Origin of the sequence: Paraburkholderia sp. Cpub6, assembly GCF_014201065.1 — a bacterium.
GTDB lineage: Bacteria > Pseudomonadota > Gammaproteobacteria > Burkholderiales > Burkholderiaceae > Paraburkholderia > Paraburkholderia tuberum.
Genome location: NZ_JACHDM010000010.1, coordinates 87062 through 100841, shown reverse-complemented (window position 1 = coordinate 100841; position 13780 = coordinate 87062). Strand labels below are relative to the sequence as shown.

At 58.0% G+C, this 13780-nt stretch carries 13 protein-coding genes and 2 pseudogenes; 10 read left to right on the top strand and 5 right to left on the bottom strand.

All coding sequences use genetic code 11. The features are described from left to right. The first annotated feature begins 561 nt into the window (after nt 1-561). A complete protein-coding gene (locus tag HDG33_RS18720) occupies nt 562-933 on the top strand; it encodes a response regulator transcription factor (protein ID WP_184032067.1) in 372 nt (123 codons plus the stop codon). A gap of 44 nt (nt 934-977) precedes the next feature. Here HDG33_RS18720 and HDG33_RS18715 read toward each other — a convergent pair whose 3' ends face one another. Continuing rightward, entirely contained in the window at nt 978-1652 is a 675-nt protein-coding gene (locus tag HDG33_RS18715) for a response regulator transcription factor (protein ID WP_184032066.1), read from the bottom strand. Between the two features lie 842 nt (nt 1653-2494). Between HDG33_RS18715 and HDG33_RS18710 the strand changes: the two genes are divergently transcribed. Further along, on the top strand, nt 2495-3034 hold the full coding sequence (locus tag HDG33_RS18710) for a hypothetical protein (protein WP_184032065.1): 540 nt from the start codon (nt 2495-2497) through the stop codon (nt 3032-3034). Nucleotides 3035-3146: 112 nt separating this feature from the next. Here the strand turns inward: HDG33_RS18710 and HDG33_RS37440 are convergent, their stop codons facing one another. Beyond that, the gene (locus HDG33_RS37440) at nt 3147-3338 is read right to left on the bottom strand and encodes a hypothetical protein (RefSeq protein ID WP_260330489.1); all 192 of its coding nucleotides are present in this window, start codon (nt 3336-3338) and stop codon (nt 3147-3149) included. A 734-nt stretch (nt 3339-4072) separates the two neighbouring features. Here HDG33_RS37440 and HDG33_RS18700 point away from each other — a divergent pair. After that, the gene (locus tag HDG33_RS18700) at nt 4073-4222 is read left to right on the top strand and encodes a hypothetical protein (protein WP_184032171.1); all 150 of its coding nucleotides are present in this window, start codon (nt 4073-4075) and stop codon (nt 4220-4222) included. 189 nt (nt 4223-4411) lie between these two features. Then, nucleotides 4412-5749 (top strand): polyhydroxyalkanoate depolymerase, encoded by a 1338-nt coding sequence (locus tag HDG33_RS18695; protein WP_184032064.1) that lies wholly within the window; start codon nt 4412-4414, stop codon nt 5747-5749. A 259-nt stretch (nt 5750-6008) separates the two neighbouring features. On the opposite strand, the pseudogene HDG33_RS37435 reads toward HDG33_RS18695, so the two are convergent. The 3 genes and pseudogenes from HDG33_RS37435 to HDG33_RS18685 form a co-directional block, all read right to left on the bottom strand. After that, a pseudogene (locus tag HDG33_RS37435) lies at nt 6009-6214 on the bottom strand (AraC family transcriptional regulator); the annotation flags it as partial. A 75-nt stretch (nt 6215-6289) separates the two neighbouring features. Next, nucleotides 6290-7394, bottom strand: a pseudogene (locus tag HDG33_RS18690) (IS5 family transposase). A gap of 144 nt (nt 7395-7538) precedes the next feature. Continuing rightward, nucleotides 7539-8435 (bottom strand): LysR family transcriptional regulator, encoded by an 897-nt coding sequence (locus tag HDG33_RS18685; protein ID WP_184032063.1) that lies wholly within the window; start codon nt 8433-8435, stop codon nt 7539-7541. Between the two features lie 93 nt (nt 8436-8528). On the opposite strand from HDG33_RS18685, the gene HDG33_RS18680 reads away from it, so the two are divergent. The 6 genes from HDG33_RS18680 (at nt 8529) to HDG33_RS18655 (ending at nt 13603) form a co-directional block, all read left to right on the top strand. Then, a complete protein-coding gene (locus HDG33_RS18680; protein WP_184032062.1) occupies nt 8529-9278 on the top strand; it encodes a sulfite exporter TauE/SafE family protein in 750 nt (249 codons plus the stop codon). Between the two features lie 30 nt (nt 9279-9308). Next, nucleotides 9309-9848: a carboxymuconolactone decarboxylase family protein gene (locus HDG33_RS18675; RefSeq protein ID WP_184032059.1), complete on the top strand. Its 540-nt coding sequence runs from the start codon at nt 9309-9311 to the stop codon at nt 9846-9848. Nucleotides 9849-10184: 336 nt separating this feature from the next. Further along, on the top strand, nt 10185-11465 hold the full coding sequence (locus tag HDG33_RS18670; RefSeq protein WP_409259036.1) for an IS256 family transposase: 1281 nt from the start codon (nt 10185-10187) through the stop codon (nt 11463-11465). A 150-nt stretch (nt 11466-11615) separates the two neighbouring features. Continuing rightward, complete coding sequence (locus HDG33_RS18665) at nt 11616-12191, top strand: methylated-DNA--[protein]-cysteine S-methyltransferase (protein WP_184032055.1); 576 nt, start codon at nt 11616-11618, stop codon at nt 12189-12191. Nucleotides 12192-12560: 369 nt separating this feature from the next. Beyond that, nucleotides 12561-13193 carry a LysE family translocator gene (locus tag HDG33_RS18660; protein ID WP_184032053.1) on the top strand — a complete coding sequence of 211 codons (633 nt, stop codon included), beginning with the start codon at nt 12561-12563 and terminating at the stop codon, nt 13191-13193. Nucleotides 13194-13234: 41 nt separating this feature from the next. Continuing rightward, nucleotides 13235-13603, top strand: coding sequence for a hypothetical protein (locus HDG33_RS18655; RefSeq protein WP_184032051.1), 369 nt, complete (start codon nt 13235-13237; stop codon nt 13601-13603). The last annotated feature ends 177 nt before the right edge of the window (nt 13604-13780 follow it).

The following is a 13780-nucleotide window of genomic DNA, read 5'->3' as shown; positions in this document are numbered from 1 at the left end:
ACGCACGCGCGATTGCACGGCATGACACAAGAGTATGCGCTCGGACGTCCAAAGACCATTGTACGGAAGGGTCGTATTGCACCTACATAGGCGTCGAACGTCGATACCTAGGTATATCCGGCGAAGTCTGATTCGGACGTTCGCCGAGGCGGGTCGTCCTGGCGTATGGGAATGGGGGGCTTTCATGCGGGGCCCCCCATCCGTCAGCACGTTATCGTGGAACTGGCTCCGTAGCATGAGGATGGCAAACACTCGCTGGCGCGCGAGAGACGCATGCATGCGTTCTGGTCCGGATATGTAATGATCTACTCATACGGTCGGATGGGACGGACGCCGCGACGCATACCTAGGTATGTGTTCGCAGCATCAGTGGACCTGCATGCGGTGGCCAGCTAGAAACAAGATAAACTGGATTGAGCGATGCAAATGCTGAGCACTAATACCTGTGTATTATTTCCGGCCGCTGATGTGACAATTACGCTGGGTGTCGTAGATGCGGACGGATACATGTAGTGGCTTTCTTGCTGCGTGGGCTCCCTTTCCTGTAGATCGAGGCTAATCTTGTGTTCTGCTCAGGTAGTTTCGATTGTTGACGACGATGAGGCGGCCCGCCTCGCGACGGGGAATCTTGTGCGCTCGTTCGGCAGACATACCCGCCTGTTCGCATCGGCGGAGGAATTCCTGCTATCAGGCCAGCTCGCCTCGACGTCATGCCTCATCTCCGACGTCATGATGCCCGGCATGTCAGGAGTGGAGATGCACGACCGCATCATTGCGCTCGGGTATGCCCCGCCGACCATCTTCATTACGGCATTCCCGTCGGCCGAGCTGAAAGCTAATGCCTTGACAAAAGGCGCGCTGGCTGTACTTGAGAAGCCGATTGATCCCGACGCCATCGCGCATTGGCTCAGCGTTGCGCTGGACGTGCCATAGGCTGTCGACAGGGGGTCGGAATGGCACTCCCGATCTCGCCGCTCTCAAGACGATTTCAGCGACCGGGCCTTGACGCCCAGTGATTCCCATTTTCTGACGAGATCCGCAACGGAGCGGGCCCCCATCTTTTTCATGACGTGCCCACGATGAATCTTCACAGTGATTACACTGAGATTCATTTCGGCGGCAATCTGTTTGTTCATCAGGCCGGCCACGACGAAAGACATAACTTCTCGTTCTCGCAGTGTCAGCGAGTCATACGCAACACGGAGCGCGGCGATCGATTGCTCGGCGTTAAGCCGCTCAGTATCGATCTCCAACGCATTGGCGACGGCATCCAGCATGTCTTGGTCGCGAAACGGCTTCGCGAGAAAATCGACTGCACCCGCTTTCATCGCCTGGACTGTCATCGGAATGTCTCCATGCCCGGTCATGAATACGATCGGCATGTGCACCTCGCTCTTCGCAATATGTTCCTGGAAGGCGAGACCACTTTCGCCACGCAGCCTGACATCAAGAATCAGGCAACTAGGCGCGTCGTACTTCGGGAATGCGAGAAAGTCCCGTGACGATTCAAAGGCCTCCACACGTAGCCCGACTGATCGCAACAAGTTACCAAGCGCAAGACGCATCGACTCATCGTCGTCGACCACATAGACCACCGGCTCCTCGTGTTCGTGAGGGCTGCGGGTCGAAGTCGAATGCGAACCCCAACTCATCTCACCTCCTCTCTCCCGATCGACAGTGCTCGCAGGCCATCGTATCCGACAATGTGATCGACGACGCTGCGAGCTGCAGCGATACGGTTTCGACAACCCGTCCTTTACGGCACGTTCATTCATGTCGGGGTACGAGCCCCCGTCGCGCCGATACAGCGCCGCTGGCCCAGAAATTGAAAACCGGACACGTCATGTTTTTCGTCCGACAGTTTCGCACCCCCGCCATACGACCATAGTAGCTATTCTAGGTGACCTGAATTCCCAAGACGTTCATACCCTGTTTCCATAGGGATAACCTCGACGCCATAAGTCTCGTCGTCGCAAATGCGACCGCCGGAGAGGTTGAAGTTTGCAGCACACGCCTGCCCGAAAGGCGGAGCGTTTAGTTCCACGTGCGCCGATCTCACTGCCGACGTTGTTCCGCCCACGCATTACTGCCCGCCCGTCCAACGTTTCCAGGCTGACACCGAGCGCCACGTGGACGTTCGGGATTGCGTCCGCATGCACTGCGTTGTTTGCAGTCGTCCGTTCCGCGACTTGCGCCTGCACGCGCACCCAGCACCCGTCCCGAACCGGGGCGTGACTGCATCTCGTTGTCGTTCCCTTTCGGTCAGGCAAGGGATCCACGACTGGCTCGTCGGTACCGAAAGCACCTGAATCTCTCAGAAACGGCTCGTGTCGCGCAATCCCTCGGTGCGACTGATGGCGAATTGCCTCGCTATATTGATCCTTTTGCGCATTCAATTGAGCAACGACAGTCTCGAAAACAGCGCGCGGCAGGCATAAAGTGAGGCTGCAAACAACTTGATGAACATGTATAAAGTGAGGCTGCAAACTATTTGATGAACATGTCGCACCATAAGCCATATCGCTATTCCAATCATCGATATGGTTTCCTGAGCATCACAATTGATGCCGGCATAGGTCAAGTGACCGCTTTCAACCCCAACCGTATTACGGAGTCACACATGCGTAACAAAACCATTGCTTCGATATTGTTTGCAGCGTCGTTTTCTTTCGCGGCACCTGTCTTCGCCAGTGGCTATGGCCCTGCACCATTCTATCGCCCGGCCGATGGCGCTCCCGCGTCACAACGTGGTCAAAGCGCCGAGACTCTTGCATCCAGTCTGGCAGTAGTTGACGCTAGGGAAACGTACGGCAGCAACGCTACGACCGAGACCCGAGCGAGTTCGAAGTCCGATTCGCTCGTGCAAAACTCCGCCGCATCCGAGGGTGGCATTGCTGATGGGACATCGGCGTCGGGTTCACATCATCCTCTTCGTGCGCTAGGTCATTCCATCCAGTCGGTGGGACATGCGGTTCGTTCCTCAGTTCGTACTGACCCAAATGACGGTATGAAGTCGGTTTATTTTGGTCATTAAGCTTCTATGTATGGCTATTCGTACATTCTGTGCATTTTCTGGCGGTTCGCGCGAAAAGTCACCTTTGGATCAGTGAATGCCGGATTGGGCAAGTGGTGGAGGTCTACGGCCTTTAGAAATGGCGTCTCAAGCCACTACCGCCTGAAAATACACAGGCGGTGGGCAATCCCGTGACATCATCTGCCCAATCACCTTCGGTCGGAGCGCGTCCTTCGATCTCACGACCAAGTTCACTGAAGAACTCAATAGCCGTATCGATGTCGGCCAAGACGATGCCAACGTTGTCCGTACGTTTGATCGCCACAAAGTCTCCGTGGCGTCTAAGCCGATATCAACGTCGGACCAACTTGCCACAGCTGGCAAGATGCGCATAGGACTGACAAGAATTAAGTATCGGATAAGCCCATCTACGGCTATTTTTCGCATCTTATCTCGCTGCGTGTCATGGAAGCAGCCGACCGTCGATGACTGCAATTGGCCCCGCACTGCCTCATGCGATGGCCATTCACAGCATGCGCCTTTTGCGCCTTCTGCGGTAGACAGTAGGTCAACCTCCTAGGACGTCGCAGCGGGCGCGAAGTCAAAGGCAGTTGCAAAAAAAATACGGCCCACGCGTGCGTTCTCGTCTCAGGGCAAGTGTGAGGCACTCATGGTATCTCGTCGCCGCGCCATTTATCAACCTTAGGAATCGCTGTCTCATACCTGCGTATGCTGCCAGGCCTTACTGCGACGGCTCCCCCACTAGATCGTTGCAAGAACTCAAACTCGCGCCTAGACGCCTTCGAAGTATCCAAAAGTGTGTGCGTGTTATGCCCACAGGGTACTGCAGTGACCGTTCGTACAATTGGTTTTTGTTGGCCGTTCGACTACCGTTATTGCAAGAGATCGGTCCAACTGCGTCGAGACGATCCAATGTCAGCTATAGCGACCGCTGTCTTGTACGCGGTACATAAGAAGAACGCTGACCAGAATCCTCGGCCGCCCATCGTCCGGTTGACCGCTAAGGCCCCGTTGATCGTGATGCCACCGGAGATTGCCATGTACACCTATTTGATCCGTTATCGCGATGTCTGCGGCCGATGGTCAGTTGCCTACGCACAGGCCGCTTCGCAGTCAGACGCTGAGGCGATTGCAATCCTCCGTTATGGCGCGTTCCATTCCGTCAGTCGTGCTGGATTGGTTTATTGAACAACGCGGGCTGGTAACCCGAACGACAAGATCTTCCAGGAGCGACGATTCCAACCCCATCCGTCGCGGACATAAAGAATCGCGGCTTGCGAGACCTCGGGTTCGGCGTCGCATGCGCCTAGTTCAACCGTCCGAATACTGCACGACGAGGGAGTCTTCCCCTTTTAGTCAATTAACCCATAGGAAAACATGCTCTATCAATTCCATGTATTCCAGCGAGCACTTCTGAGCCCGCTCACCGCTTGGGCTCAGGCCGCCTCGAAATCGTTTGCGAACCCGGCCAGTCCGCTCGCCTATGTGCCGGGCGCCACGCGTCTGTCGGCTGACTACGAGCTGCTGTACCGTCTCGGCAAGGATTACGAGAAGCCCGAGTTCAATCTGCACCAGATCGTCAAGGACGGGCGCAACATTCCCATCGTCGAGCAGACGATCATCGAAAAGCCGTTCTGCCGCCTGCTGCGCTTCAAGCGCTACTCGGACGACAGCGAAGCCCTCACGCAACTGAAGGAGGAGCCAGTCGTGCTGGTGTGCGCGCCGCTGTCGGGCCACCATTCGACGCTGCTGCGCGACACCGTGCGCACGCTGTTGCAGGACCACAAGGTGTACATCACGGACTGGATCGACGCGCGCATGATACCAATCGAGGACGGCCCGTTCGATCTGGACGATTACATCGCGTACATCCAGGAATTCATCCACCACATCGGCGCGAAGAATCTGCACGTGATCTCGGTATGCCAGCCGACGGTACCCGTGCTCGCCGCCATCTCGCTGATGGCGAGCCGCGGTGAAGACACGCCGCGCACGATGACGATGATGGGCGGCCCGATCGACGCGCGTAAGAGCCCGACGGCCGTCAACTCGCTGGCCACGCAGCATTCGATAGAATGGTTCGAGAACAACGTCATCTACAACGTGCCGCCGAACTATCCGGGCTTCGGCCGCAAGGTGTATCCGGGCTTTCTGCAGCACACGGGCTTCGTGGCGATGAATCCGGAACGCCACGCCGCCTCGCACTGGGACTTCTATCAAAGGCTGTTGCGCGGCGACGAAGAAGGCGCGGAAGCGCACCGCCGCTTCTACGACGAATACAACGCCGTGCTTGACATGGACGCCGAGTACTATCTGCAGACCATCCGCGTCGTGTTCCAGGAATTCAGCCTCCCTGAAGGCACTTGGGAAGTGGACGGCGAGCCGGTGCGCCCGCAGGACATCAAGAAGACGGCGCTCTTCACGATCGAAGGCGAACTCGACGACATTTCCGGCAGCGGCCAGACGCGCGCCGCGCACGAACTGTGCACGGGAGTTTCGGAAAACAACCGTCGTCACTTCACCGTCGAGAAATGCGGGCACTACGGTATTTTCTCGGGCCGCCGCTGGCGCAACATCATCTATCCGCAACTGCGCGAGTTCATCGCGGAACACGATCGGGTGCCAAACAGAGTCCGCAACGTTCGGCGCGAAGAGATCGACGACGGCGAAAGTAATACGAGCGGTTCCAGCGCGACCGTAGCGTCAGTCGGTTAATTGTTCCGCGAAGCAGTTTTTCGGTCGGAATGCTAAGCACGATGCGAGTAACCGGTATGGTCGAGGACGGAAATGGCTCGGTCGACGTACGAAGATCCGCGGTCTGCCGCCGATTCAATCAGTGGGACGAACAGTTTTGCCGCCGAGAAATATCGAATATATCGGTGTAAACTCTCGACTTCGAAAAGTTTTTTTTTGATATTTTTAGCGATCAATTTTAGCCTTCGGGCGCGAAATTTTGCCGGGTGGAAGGCGATGCTCCTGGTATGTCGCCAGCGCGACTTATGCGCATCATGCTGACAAGACTAGCCGGGTGGTTCGAAGCAGACCCGATGCCCGCTTCAACAGACCGTCCATGGCACGTACCATTAGGGTCGTGGGTAGATAACCGCGAATCAGCCGATCATGGGGCGGTCCGATAAAAAATCGCCCGCACAACATGTCCAGATGCTCGCCTCCGCTATCCTTCGCCGGGCCGTTCGGGCAGGTAATTCGCCTGCGCGGCAATGCCACGCTCTTCAGGCCACGCGCCCCGGCGGCTCATTGCTCCGCTCCCGTGAGCCCCTCGTCCATTATTCGTGCCATGCGCGTGAGGTTGCTCGCGACCATCGTCAGCTTGAAGTGCTGGTCGACCCGCTTGATGCCTCGATACACCGTCTGCCGGATCCGGCCAACCGTCTTGCCCCAGCCGAAATGTTCCTCGATACGCTTTGCGGATCACCTGGCTCATCCGATATCCCGCGTGACGCGATGTACGCTCATCGATGGCGCTACCGCCCACGCGGGCATCATTGCGTGCGACATGCGGGGTCACGTTACGCGCCCGGCAATCGCTCACGAAGTCATGCGTGTCGTACGCCTTGTCGGCACCGACTGTTTTCGCGTGAGTACCCGGTACGCAGTCGAGCAGTCGCAGCGCATTGGCCCGCTCGGCGAAGCCATCTGCATGGCTGACAACAGCGCCGACCACCAGCTCCGAGCGGTTCTCCATCAGGATATGCCCCTGGTAACAGAGGATGGCCGGACTCTGCTTGCTCTTCTTGTACAGGCGCGAATTCGCATCAGTGCTCGACTCATGCGTCTCATTGCTGCGCCGCTCGCTCTTCCAGTCGGCCTCAGCGTTGCGCCCGCCACCTGGCGGCGGATCGTCCGATCCGTCCTTGCGGCGAAAACTCTTGTAACTCGCCCATGCCTGGATCAGCGTGCCGCCCACCGAGAAATGCTCCCGGGACAGCAGGCCCTGCTTGTCCGCCACAGCCATGACTTCAGTAGAGAACGATTCCACGACTTCGTGTTCGAGCAGCCGGTCGCGGTTCTTCGAGAAGACGGAGTGGTTCCACACCCTGTCCTCGATGGCCAGTCCGACGAACCAGCGAAACAGCAGGTTGTACTGCATCTGCTCCATCAGCATGCGCTCGCTGCGCACCGAGTAGAACACCTGCAACAGCAGCGCACGCACCAGCTTCTCCGGTGCAATCGAGGCCCGACCACTGTCCGCATAGATGACGCTGAACAGTCCGCTGAGTCGCTTCAGCGCCTGATTGACCAGCAACCGGATGGGGCGCAAGGGATGGTCAGCTGGAACGAAGTCCTCAAGCTTGACCGTCGTGAAGAGGGTTTCCTGCATCTCATCCATTCCGCGCATCGAATTCACTGCCCAAGATCATGAACACAATATCCATAACGCGTGGCCCCGGAACCCCGTTTACACGGGATCGAAGTTCAACGGCCAGCTAGGCGTTGCCGACCAGGAAATTCAGATGACAGTCACCCGCAGCCGGCCGCGCGGCTACAGGGTCTGCGCTCCGCCGCCGAGATGCGCCAGCAGGCTTTGCATCGGCACCGACAGCGTGTGCCATTGCTGAAAGCACAGACAGAGCTGTCTGCGTGCCCAATTATCTCCAATTGCGAGAGATTTGAATGGGTATCTACGTCGGAAGCGCCTTGCGGCCGTTAATGGAATAATCGCCACCCCAACTCCCTGCGACACCATCTGGCACGAGCCCTCGAAGTTTTTCATGCGGATACGGAGTGCTAACGTTTTGCGTAGATCGGCGGCCGCTTCGTCGATGCAATCCTGAAGCGCGCTCCCGGCCTCCAGGCCAACAAACTGCTCACCCGTAACGTCAGCAAAGCAAACTTCCTTCGACTCCGCGAGTCTGTGCGTCACAGGAACAATCAGGACGAGATGGTCACTAGCGACAGGCTGAATTGTGAGGTCTGTTGGGTTGACTGCGTCTGATACCACACCCGCTTCGGCCAATCCTGCACCGATCATCTTCACGATCTCGGCACTCGTACGCTCTCTCAGATCGAGGTTCAGACGCGGACGCTGCGCAAGCCATGGGGCAAGCCTCTCCGGCAAGAGGCCAGTCAGCGCTGCCGTATTTGCGTACAGCAGCAACGTACCTCGTGCGCCGGCACCAAAGTCGCGTAGCTCCCCCTGCAACAGACTGTGTTGTCGGAGAATCAAACGCGCATGGTGCGCAAGCGCCTCTCCTGCTTCAGTCGCCACTACCCCCCTGCGGCTTCTTTCAAGCAGAACAACGCCAGCGTCCGACTCGATATTACTGACACGCTCGCTTGCCGACGCCAATGCGAGGTTTGCTTGTTTGGCCCCGGCTGTAATGCTGCCGGCGTCGACCACGGAGAGGAACAGACGCAGATCCGCGAGATCGAATTTCATGCAGTCACCTTGGTAGGCTGCCTTCGGACAATCCGAAGGGTGCATCGGAAAAACCGCATTGTGCCAGTTCCCGGTTACAGGCGTAATAGCGGCATGAATACTCTGAATATCGAATTGATCTCTCTGCTCCTTGCCACGTTTATGGGAGCCGGTGTTGTGAAAGGCGTTACCGGAATGGGCTTGCCCACAGTCGCCATGGGCGTGCTCGCGGCGACCATGTCACCGCTTACAGCGGCGGCGATCTTGATCATTCCGTCGTTCGTGACCAACGTTTGGCAGATGCTGGATGGGCCAGACCTGCTCCGCCTCATGCGGCGGCTGTGGGCAATGATGCTCTGCATCGTGATCGGTACGCTTCTTGGAGCGGGTCTGCTGGTAGTCGTCAATCCCATCTGGTCGGGACGTGCGCTGGGACTTGCCCTGATCGCCTATGCGGCCTATGCGTTGTTCGTGCCGACGCTCTCGATCCCTCAACGGCGCGAGCCCTGGCTATCGCCCGTCATCGGTATTATCACCGGGTTGTTGACTGGCGCCACCGGTGTCTTCACTCTTCCTGCCGTGCCTTACGTTCAGTCACTAGGTCTACATAAAAATGAACTTGTTCAGGCTCTTGGCCTTTCGTTCACCGTCTCCACGCTGGCTCTCGCGGGAGGGCTCTTCTTCCATGGAGCGTTCCGGCTTGACCAGCTCGGCCTGTCGCTGCTGGCGGTCCTTCCGGCACTCGTCGGGATGTGGCTGGGCTCGATAGTGCGGCAGAAGATCAGCCCGAAAACCTTCCGCCTCTGCTTTCTCCTTTTCCTCGTGGGCCTGGGCCTCGAGCTGATTCTTCATCCGTTTTCCTGAGTCCTGACTACCTGATAAAGGGTTCCCACCATGAGCCGTATCGTAATTCCCGACGTCATGTCCGCCACCGGCGCCACCGCCGATATCTATGCGCGGGTCAGAAAGATTTCCGGTGGTCGTATCCCGAACACCTACGCGACCTTGGGCTATCTTGTGCCAGCGTCCCTGGCTGCAGTGCTCGACACCCAAGGCACGTTGAACTCGGGCAACCTGAGCCGGCAAGAGCACGAAGTCATCAAATTACTAATCAGCGAGAAGACCGGTTGCGACGTTTGTGTAGCTGCGCACAGCTTCGTGGGCAAACTCGTGGGTCTGCCGGTCGATGCGTTGCGCGCCATTCGCACGGGGCAGCCCACGGGTGACGCCAAACGTGATGCCCTGGTGCGTTTCGTATCTCATCTGCACGCCACGAGCGGCACGATCAGCGACGATGAGTTTAATGCTATCCGTGCGGCCGGCTACACCGACACTCAATTGGCGGAGATCTCGCTGACCATCGCGCTCGGTATCTTCACCAATACCTTCAATCGCATCAACGATACCGACGTCGACTTTCCGGCAATCAAGTAAACCACCTTGCCGGACGCGCATGACATCGCACATCCAGGTATCGCTCGACTCCTCGAGGAGGTTATGCCTACCGATACAAGAGATATCGACTCGCGACTACACAAGCCTTCGAATTCGATGGTCCAGTCCTGCCGAGCAGCTCGGCCTGGATTTGCTGTCAACGGTTTTTTATATCATCATGACAGGAAGGTGGATGTGGTAACGATAGCGAGCCGGACACGGAGCTATCGTTGAAAGTGGTGTACGCGGCGTAGGGAGGAGGCAGGAGAAGGCGGTGGCGATTGAAGGAGAATGTTGCTTTCCACGGTAACACTTCCTCAATCGAACTCCACCACCATGGCGAAACATACGCAGGGAACGAGCAACAGTCAAACAGCAGAAACGCAAATTGAGGGCGCCCCCGGCCTGGACGATCTGATCCAGCAAGGGGCGCGGCGGATCATCCAGCAGGCAATCGAGGCGGAACTGGCGGCGATGCTTGAGCAATATTCGAATGTGAAGACGATGGATGGCCGGCGCGCGGTCGTGCGCAACGGCTACCTGCCAGAGCGCGAAATCGTCACGGCGGTGGGCCCAGTACCGGTCAGGGTGCCGAAGGTGCGCGACCGCTCGGGCTCGGGCATCAAGTTCAATTCATCGGTCGTGCCGCCCTACGTGCGCAAGTCGCCGCGCGTGTCGTCGTCGCTGCCGTGGCTATACCTGCGCGGTGTGTCGACGGGCGACATGGGCGACGCCCTGTCGGAGCTACTGGGCGAACAGGCCAAAGGGCTGTCAGCGAGCGTTGTGAGCCGCCTGAAGGCCGCATGGGCAGACGAGTTTGAGCAATGGAACAAGCGGGACCTGTCGAGCTCACGCTGGGTCTACTGGTGGGCCGATGGCATCCACACGCAGGCGCGAACGGAGGATTCCGACGGTCAATGCCTGCTGGTGATCATCGGCGTGAAGCCGGACGGCGAGAAGGAGCGCGTTGCGCTCAGCGACGGTTACCGCGAGTCGAAACAATCGTGGATTGAACTGCTGCTTGATCTGAAAGCGCGCGGCCTGCAGGCGCCGCCACTGCTCGCGGTTGGTGACGGCGCAATGGGACTATGGGCGGCACTCGACGAGGTGTTCCCGCAGACGCGACATCAGCGCTGCTGGTTCCATAAGGTTGGAAATATCCTCAACGCGATGCCCAAGTCGCAGCACGGCAAGGCCAAGGTGGCGCTCGCAGAGATCTGGAATGCCGCGACGCGTGCCGATGCGATTGTTGCGTTCAATCAGTTCGTCGACGTGTACGCGGCGAAGTACCCGAAGGCTGTCGAGAAGCTCACGAAGGATCGAGACGCACTGCTCGCGTTCTACGACGTCCCTGCGGAGCACTGGCAGCATGTGCGGACCACGAATCCAATCGAATCGACGTTTGCGACGGTACGCCATCGCACGAGCCGCACGCGCAACTGTCTGTCGCGCTCGACCTTCCTCGCGATGGCGTTCAAGCTGATTGAAGCGGCCGAGCAGAGCTGGAGGAAGATTCGCGGTGCCGAGAAAATTGATCAGCTTCTGAAGGGTGTTCCCTTCAAAGACGGAATCCCGGTGATTGATAGCACACCGGCTCCTCAAGCGCTGGCCGCCTGATCATGCCGTCCCGCCCGCGTACACCACTATTGACGATTGCTCCCGGACACGTAGCTGTTAACCGAAAGCGACGCGATACCGGAAGTGTATTCGTCAGCACTCGCGAGTTCTGTAGCCGGCAAGGCAGCGCACTCATCGGAGCAACAAGCAATGGAATATGAGTACAAGTTCGTTGATTCACCAGTGAGACGACTGCAACTGGTCGCGCGCCGCGACAAACTGGTCGCGATACTCTGGGAAAATGACAGGCCGAACCGCGTAAAGCTCGGCACACTCCGCGAAAACGACGCCCACCCGGTGCTGGTGGAAACCGCGCGGCAACTCGACGAATATTTCTCTGGTCAGCGGACCCACTTCGATATCGATCTCCAATTCGAAGGCACAGATTTCCAGAAGCGGGTATGGGCTGCGCTGCTCACCATTCCGTACGGCGAAACCCGCAGTTACCTAGAAATTGCCGAACAAATCGGCAACCCGAATGCGGTGCGCGCAGTAGGCGCCGCCAACGGCCGAAATCCGATCTCGATCATTGCGCCCTGCCATCGCGTGATCGGCTCTTCTGGCACGCTGACAGGTTTCGCAGGCGGTCTCGCTGCGAAAGAGCGGCTGCTGCGCATTGAAGCGACCAGTGTACGGTCCGCAGAGTACGCTCAACCGGCTATGACCCGAGCGTATTGGACGCGTGCCGCGTCATCGCATCAGCGGTCGTTGTTCGACGCGCTGTAACGGCAACCTCCGCGCACGGGTCATGGCAGGCCTAGTACCAAGCAGGGCACGCACACGGTACATGTTGCATTTGCCGGTTTCGGGCAGTTTAAGTCTCTTGATTATTTCACGGCTCTGGAACAACTGGCACTACGGGCCGAGGACCTCCGATGGTTCTTCAACCCACTGTGCAATTGACGAGCGTCGTAATGACGCAGCCAAACACGACGGCGATTGTCGTGAAGCAATCACCGGGCTAACGCATCTGGCGCTGCGAGATGGGTCACTCTCAGGGAACGCGAACCGTGCTTCGACGTCGCTTCCCTTCGGCCAGAGCAGCGGACTGCCGCGCGCTTAAGCATTACCCCGATCTTGTCATGGAGACATGCAATGCCTGAACACTCTTCTCTTTTGGGCTTCGGCTTCGTCGCACTCGGCATTGTGCTTACGCCGGGTCCGAACATGATTTACCTAGTCTCACGTTCGATCTGCCAGGGGCGCGTCGCGGGGCTGATCTCGCTAGGCGGCGTCGCACTGGGCTTTGTCGTCTACATGTTGTGTGCAGCACTTGGCATCACCGCGCTGCTGCTCTCAGTGCCGTTTGCATACGACGCATTGCGCCTCGGTGGCGCGCTTTATCTGCTGTGGCTTGCGTTGCAGGCGGTGAAGCCCGGCGGAGATTCGCCGTTCCGGGTACGCGACCTGCCGGTCGACAGCCCGAGCAAGCTGTTCACGATGGGCTTCGTCACGAATCTGTTGAACCCGAAAATTGCCGTGCTTTATCTTTCGCTGCTGCCGCAGTTCATCGATCCGCGGCACGGTAGCGTGCTGGGGCAGTCACTAACACTTGGTTCCTTGCAAATTGCGGTGAGTATCAGCGTGAACGCGGTAGTCGTGATGACTGCGGGTTCTATCGCTGGCTTTCTCGCGCGCCGGCCCAGATGGTTGGCGATGCAACGCTGGATGATGGGGACTGTGTTGACGGGCCTAGCCGTTCGGATGGCGATGGAAGCGCGCCGGTAGCGGGATGGCGCGCGGGCAGCGCCATTTGCGAAGGAAAATTCATGAAAATCTTCAACGCCCCTTGGCGCCGACGAGGCCGAATCGAAGCCAAGACCATTCTCCTGAACAGCGCGCTGGATCTGGCGCTTGATTTCGACAACTGGCTGAGCTCGATTCGGGAGCGGCTGAAGGCTAGTCAACCGTCTCTGGATAAGCAGCAGCTCGAGATGCTGAATCAAGTCTGTACGGAGGCCGTTCGCTTCGGACAGGAGACAGCATTGCATCTTTGCGCGACGACGGATCTTCCTTCGGTACAAGGCCGCTTTGACGAGTTATTCGTCGAACGCTACCCGTGGGTGAGCCAGGAAAATCTAGAACGCATCTACCGGCACTGCATCTATCTTGCAACCAAGACTGCTCGCGCAGGCTAAGCGATTGAAGGTTCGCGTGAAGAGCCCTTTTATAATGGGACACGTACATTCGTCATGACTCTCACGGAAACCAGTCTCTCTACGGGACGAGACCAGCAAAACCACTATCATGCGATAGGCGGATTCAACCGGTCATCGCAACACCTTTGATCGAGGAGGTGTTTATGGGACGATCAG

Coding starts and splice junctions, on each gene's coding strand:
- HDG33_RS18715 (WP_184032066.1), bottom strand. CDS start 1,652: ATGAGTTGGGGTTCGCATTCGACTTCGACCCGCAGCCCTCACGAACAC.
- HDG33_RS18710 (WP_184032065.1), top strand. CDS start 2,495: ATGAACATGTCGCACCATAAGCCATATCGCTATTCCAATCATCGATAT.
- HDG33_RS18700 (WP_184032171.1), top strand. CDS start 4,073: ATGTACACCTATTTGATCCGTTATCGCGATGTCTGCGGCCGATGGTCA.
- HDG33_RS18695 (WP_184032064.1), top strand. CDS start 4,412: ATGCTCTATCAATTCCATGTATTCCAGCGAGCACTTCTGAGCCCGCTC.
- HDG33_RS18685 (WP_184032063.1), bottom strand. CDS start 8,435: ATGAAATTCGATCTCGCGGATCTGCGTCTGTTCCTCTCCGTGGTCGAC.
- HDG33_RS18680 (WP_184032062.1), top strand. CDS start 8,529: ATGAATACTCTGAATATCGAATTGATCTCTCTGCTCCTTGCCACGTTT.
- HDG33_RS18675 (WP_184032059.1), top strand. CDS start 9,309: ATGAGCCGTATCGTAATTCCCGACGTCATGTCCGCCACCGGCGCCACC.
- HDG33_RS18670 (WP_409259036.1), top strand. CDS start 10,185: ATGGCGAAACATACGCAGGGAACGAGCAACAGTCAAACAGCAGAAACG.
- HDG33_RS18665 (WP_184032055.1), top strand. CDS start 11,616: ATGGAATATGAGTACAAGTTCGTTGATTCACCAGTGAGACGACTGCAA.
- HDG33_RS18660 (WP_184032053.1), top strand. CDS start 12,561: ATGCCTGAACACTCTTCTCTTTTGGGCTTCGGCTTCGTCGCACTCGGC.
- HDG33_RS18655 (WP_184032051.1), top strand. CDS start 13,235: ATGAAAATCTTCAACGCCCCTTGGCGCCGACGAGGCCGAATCGAAGCC.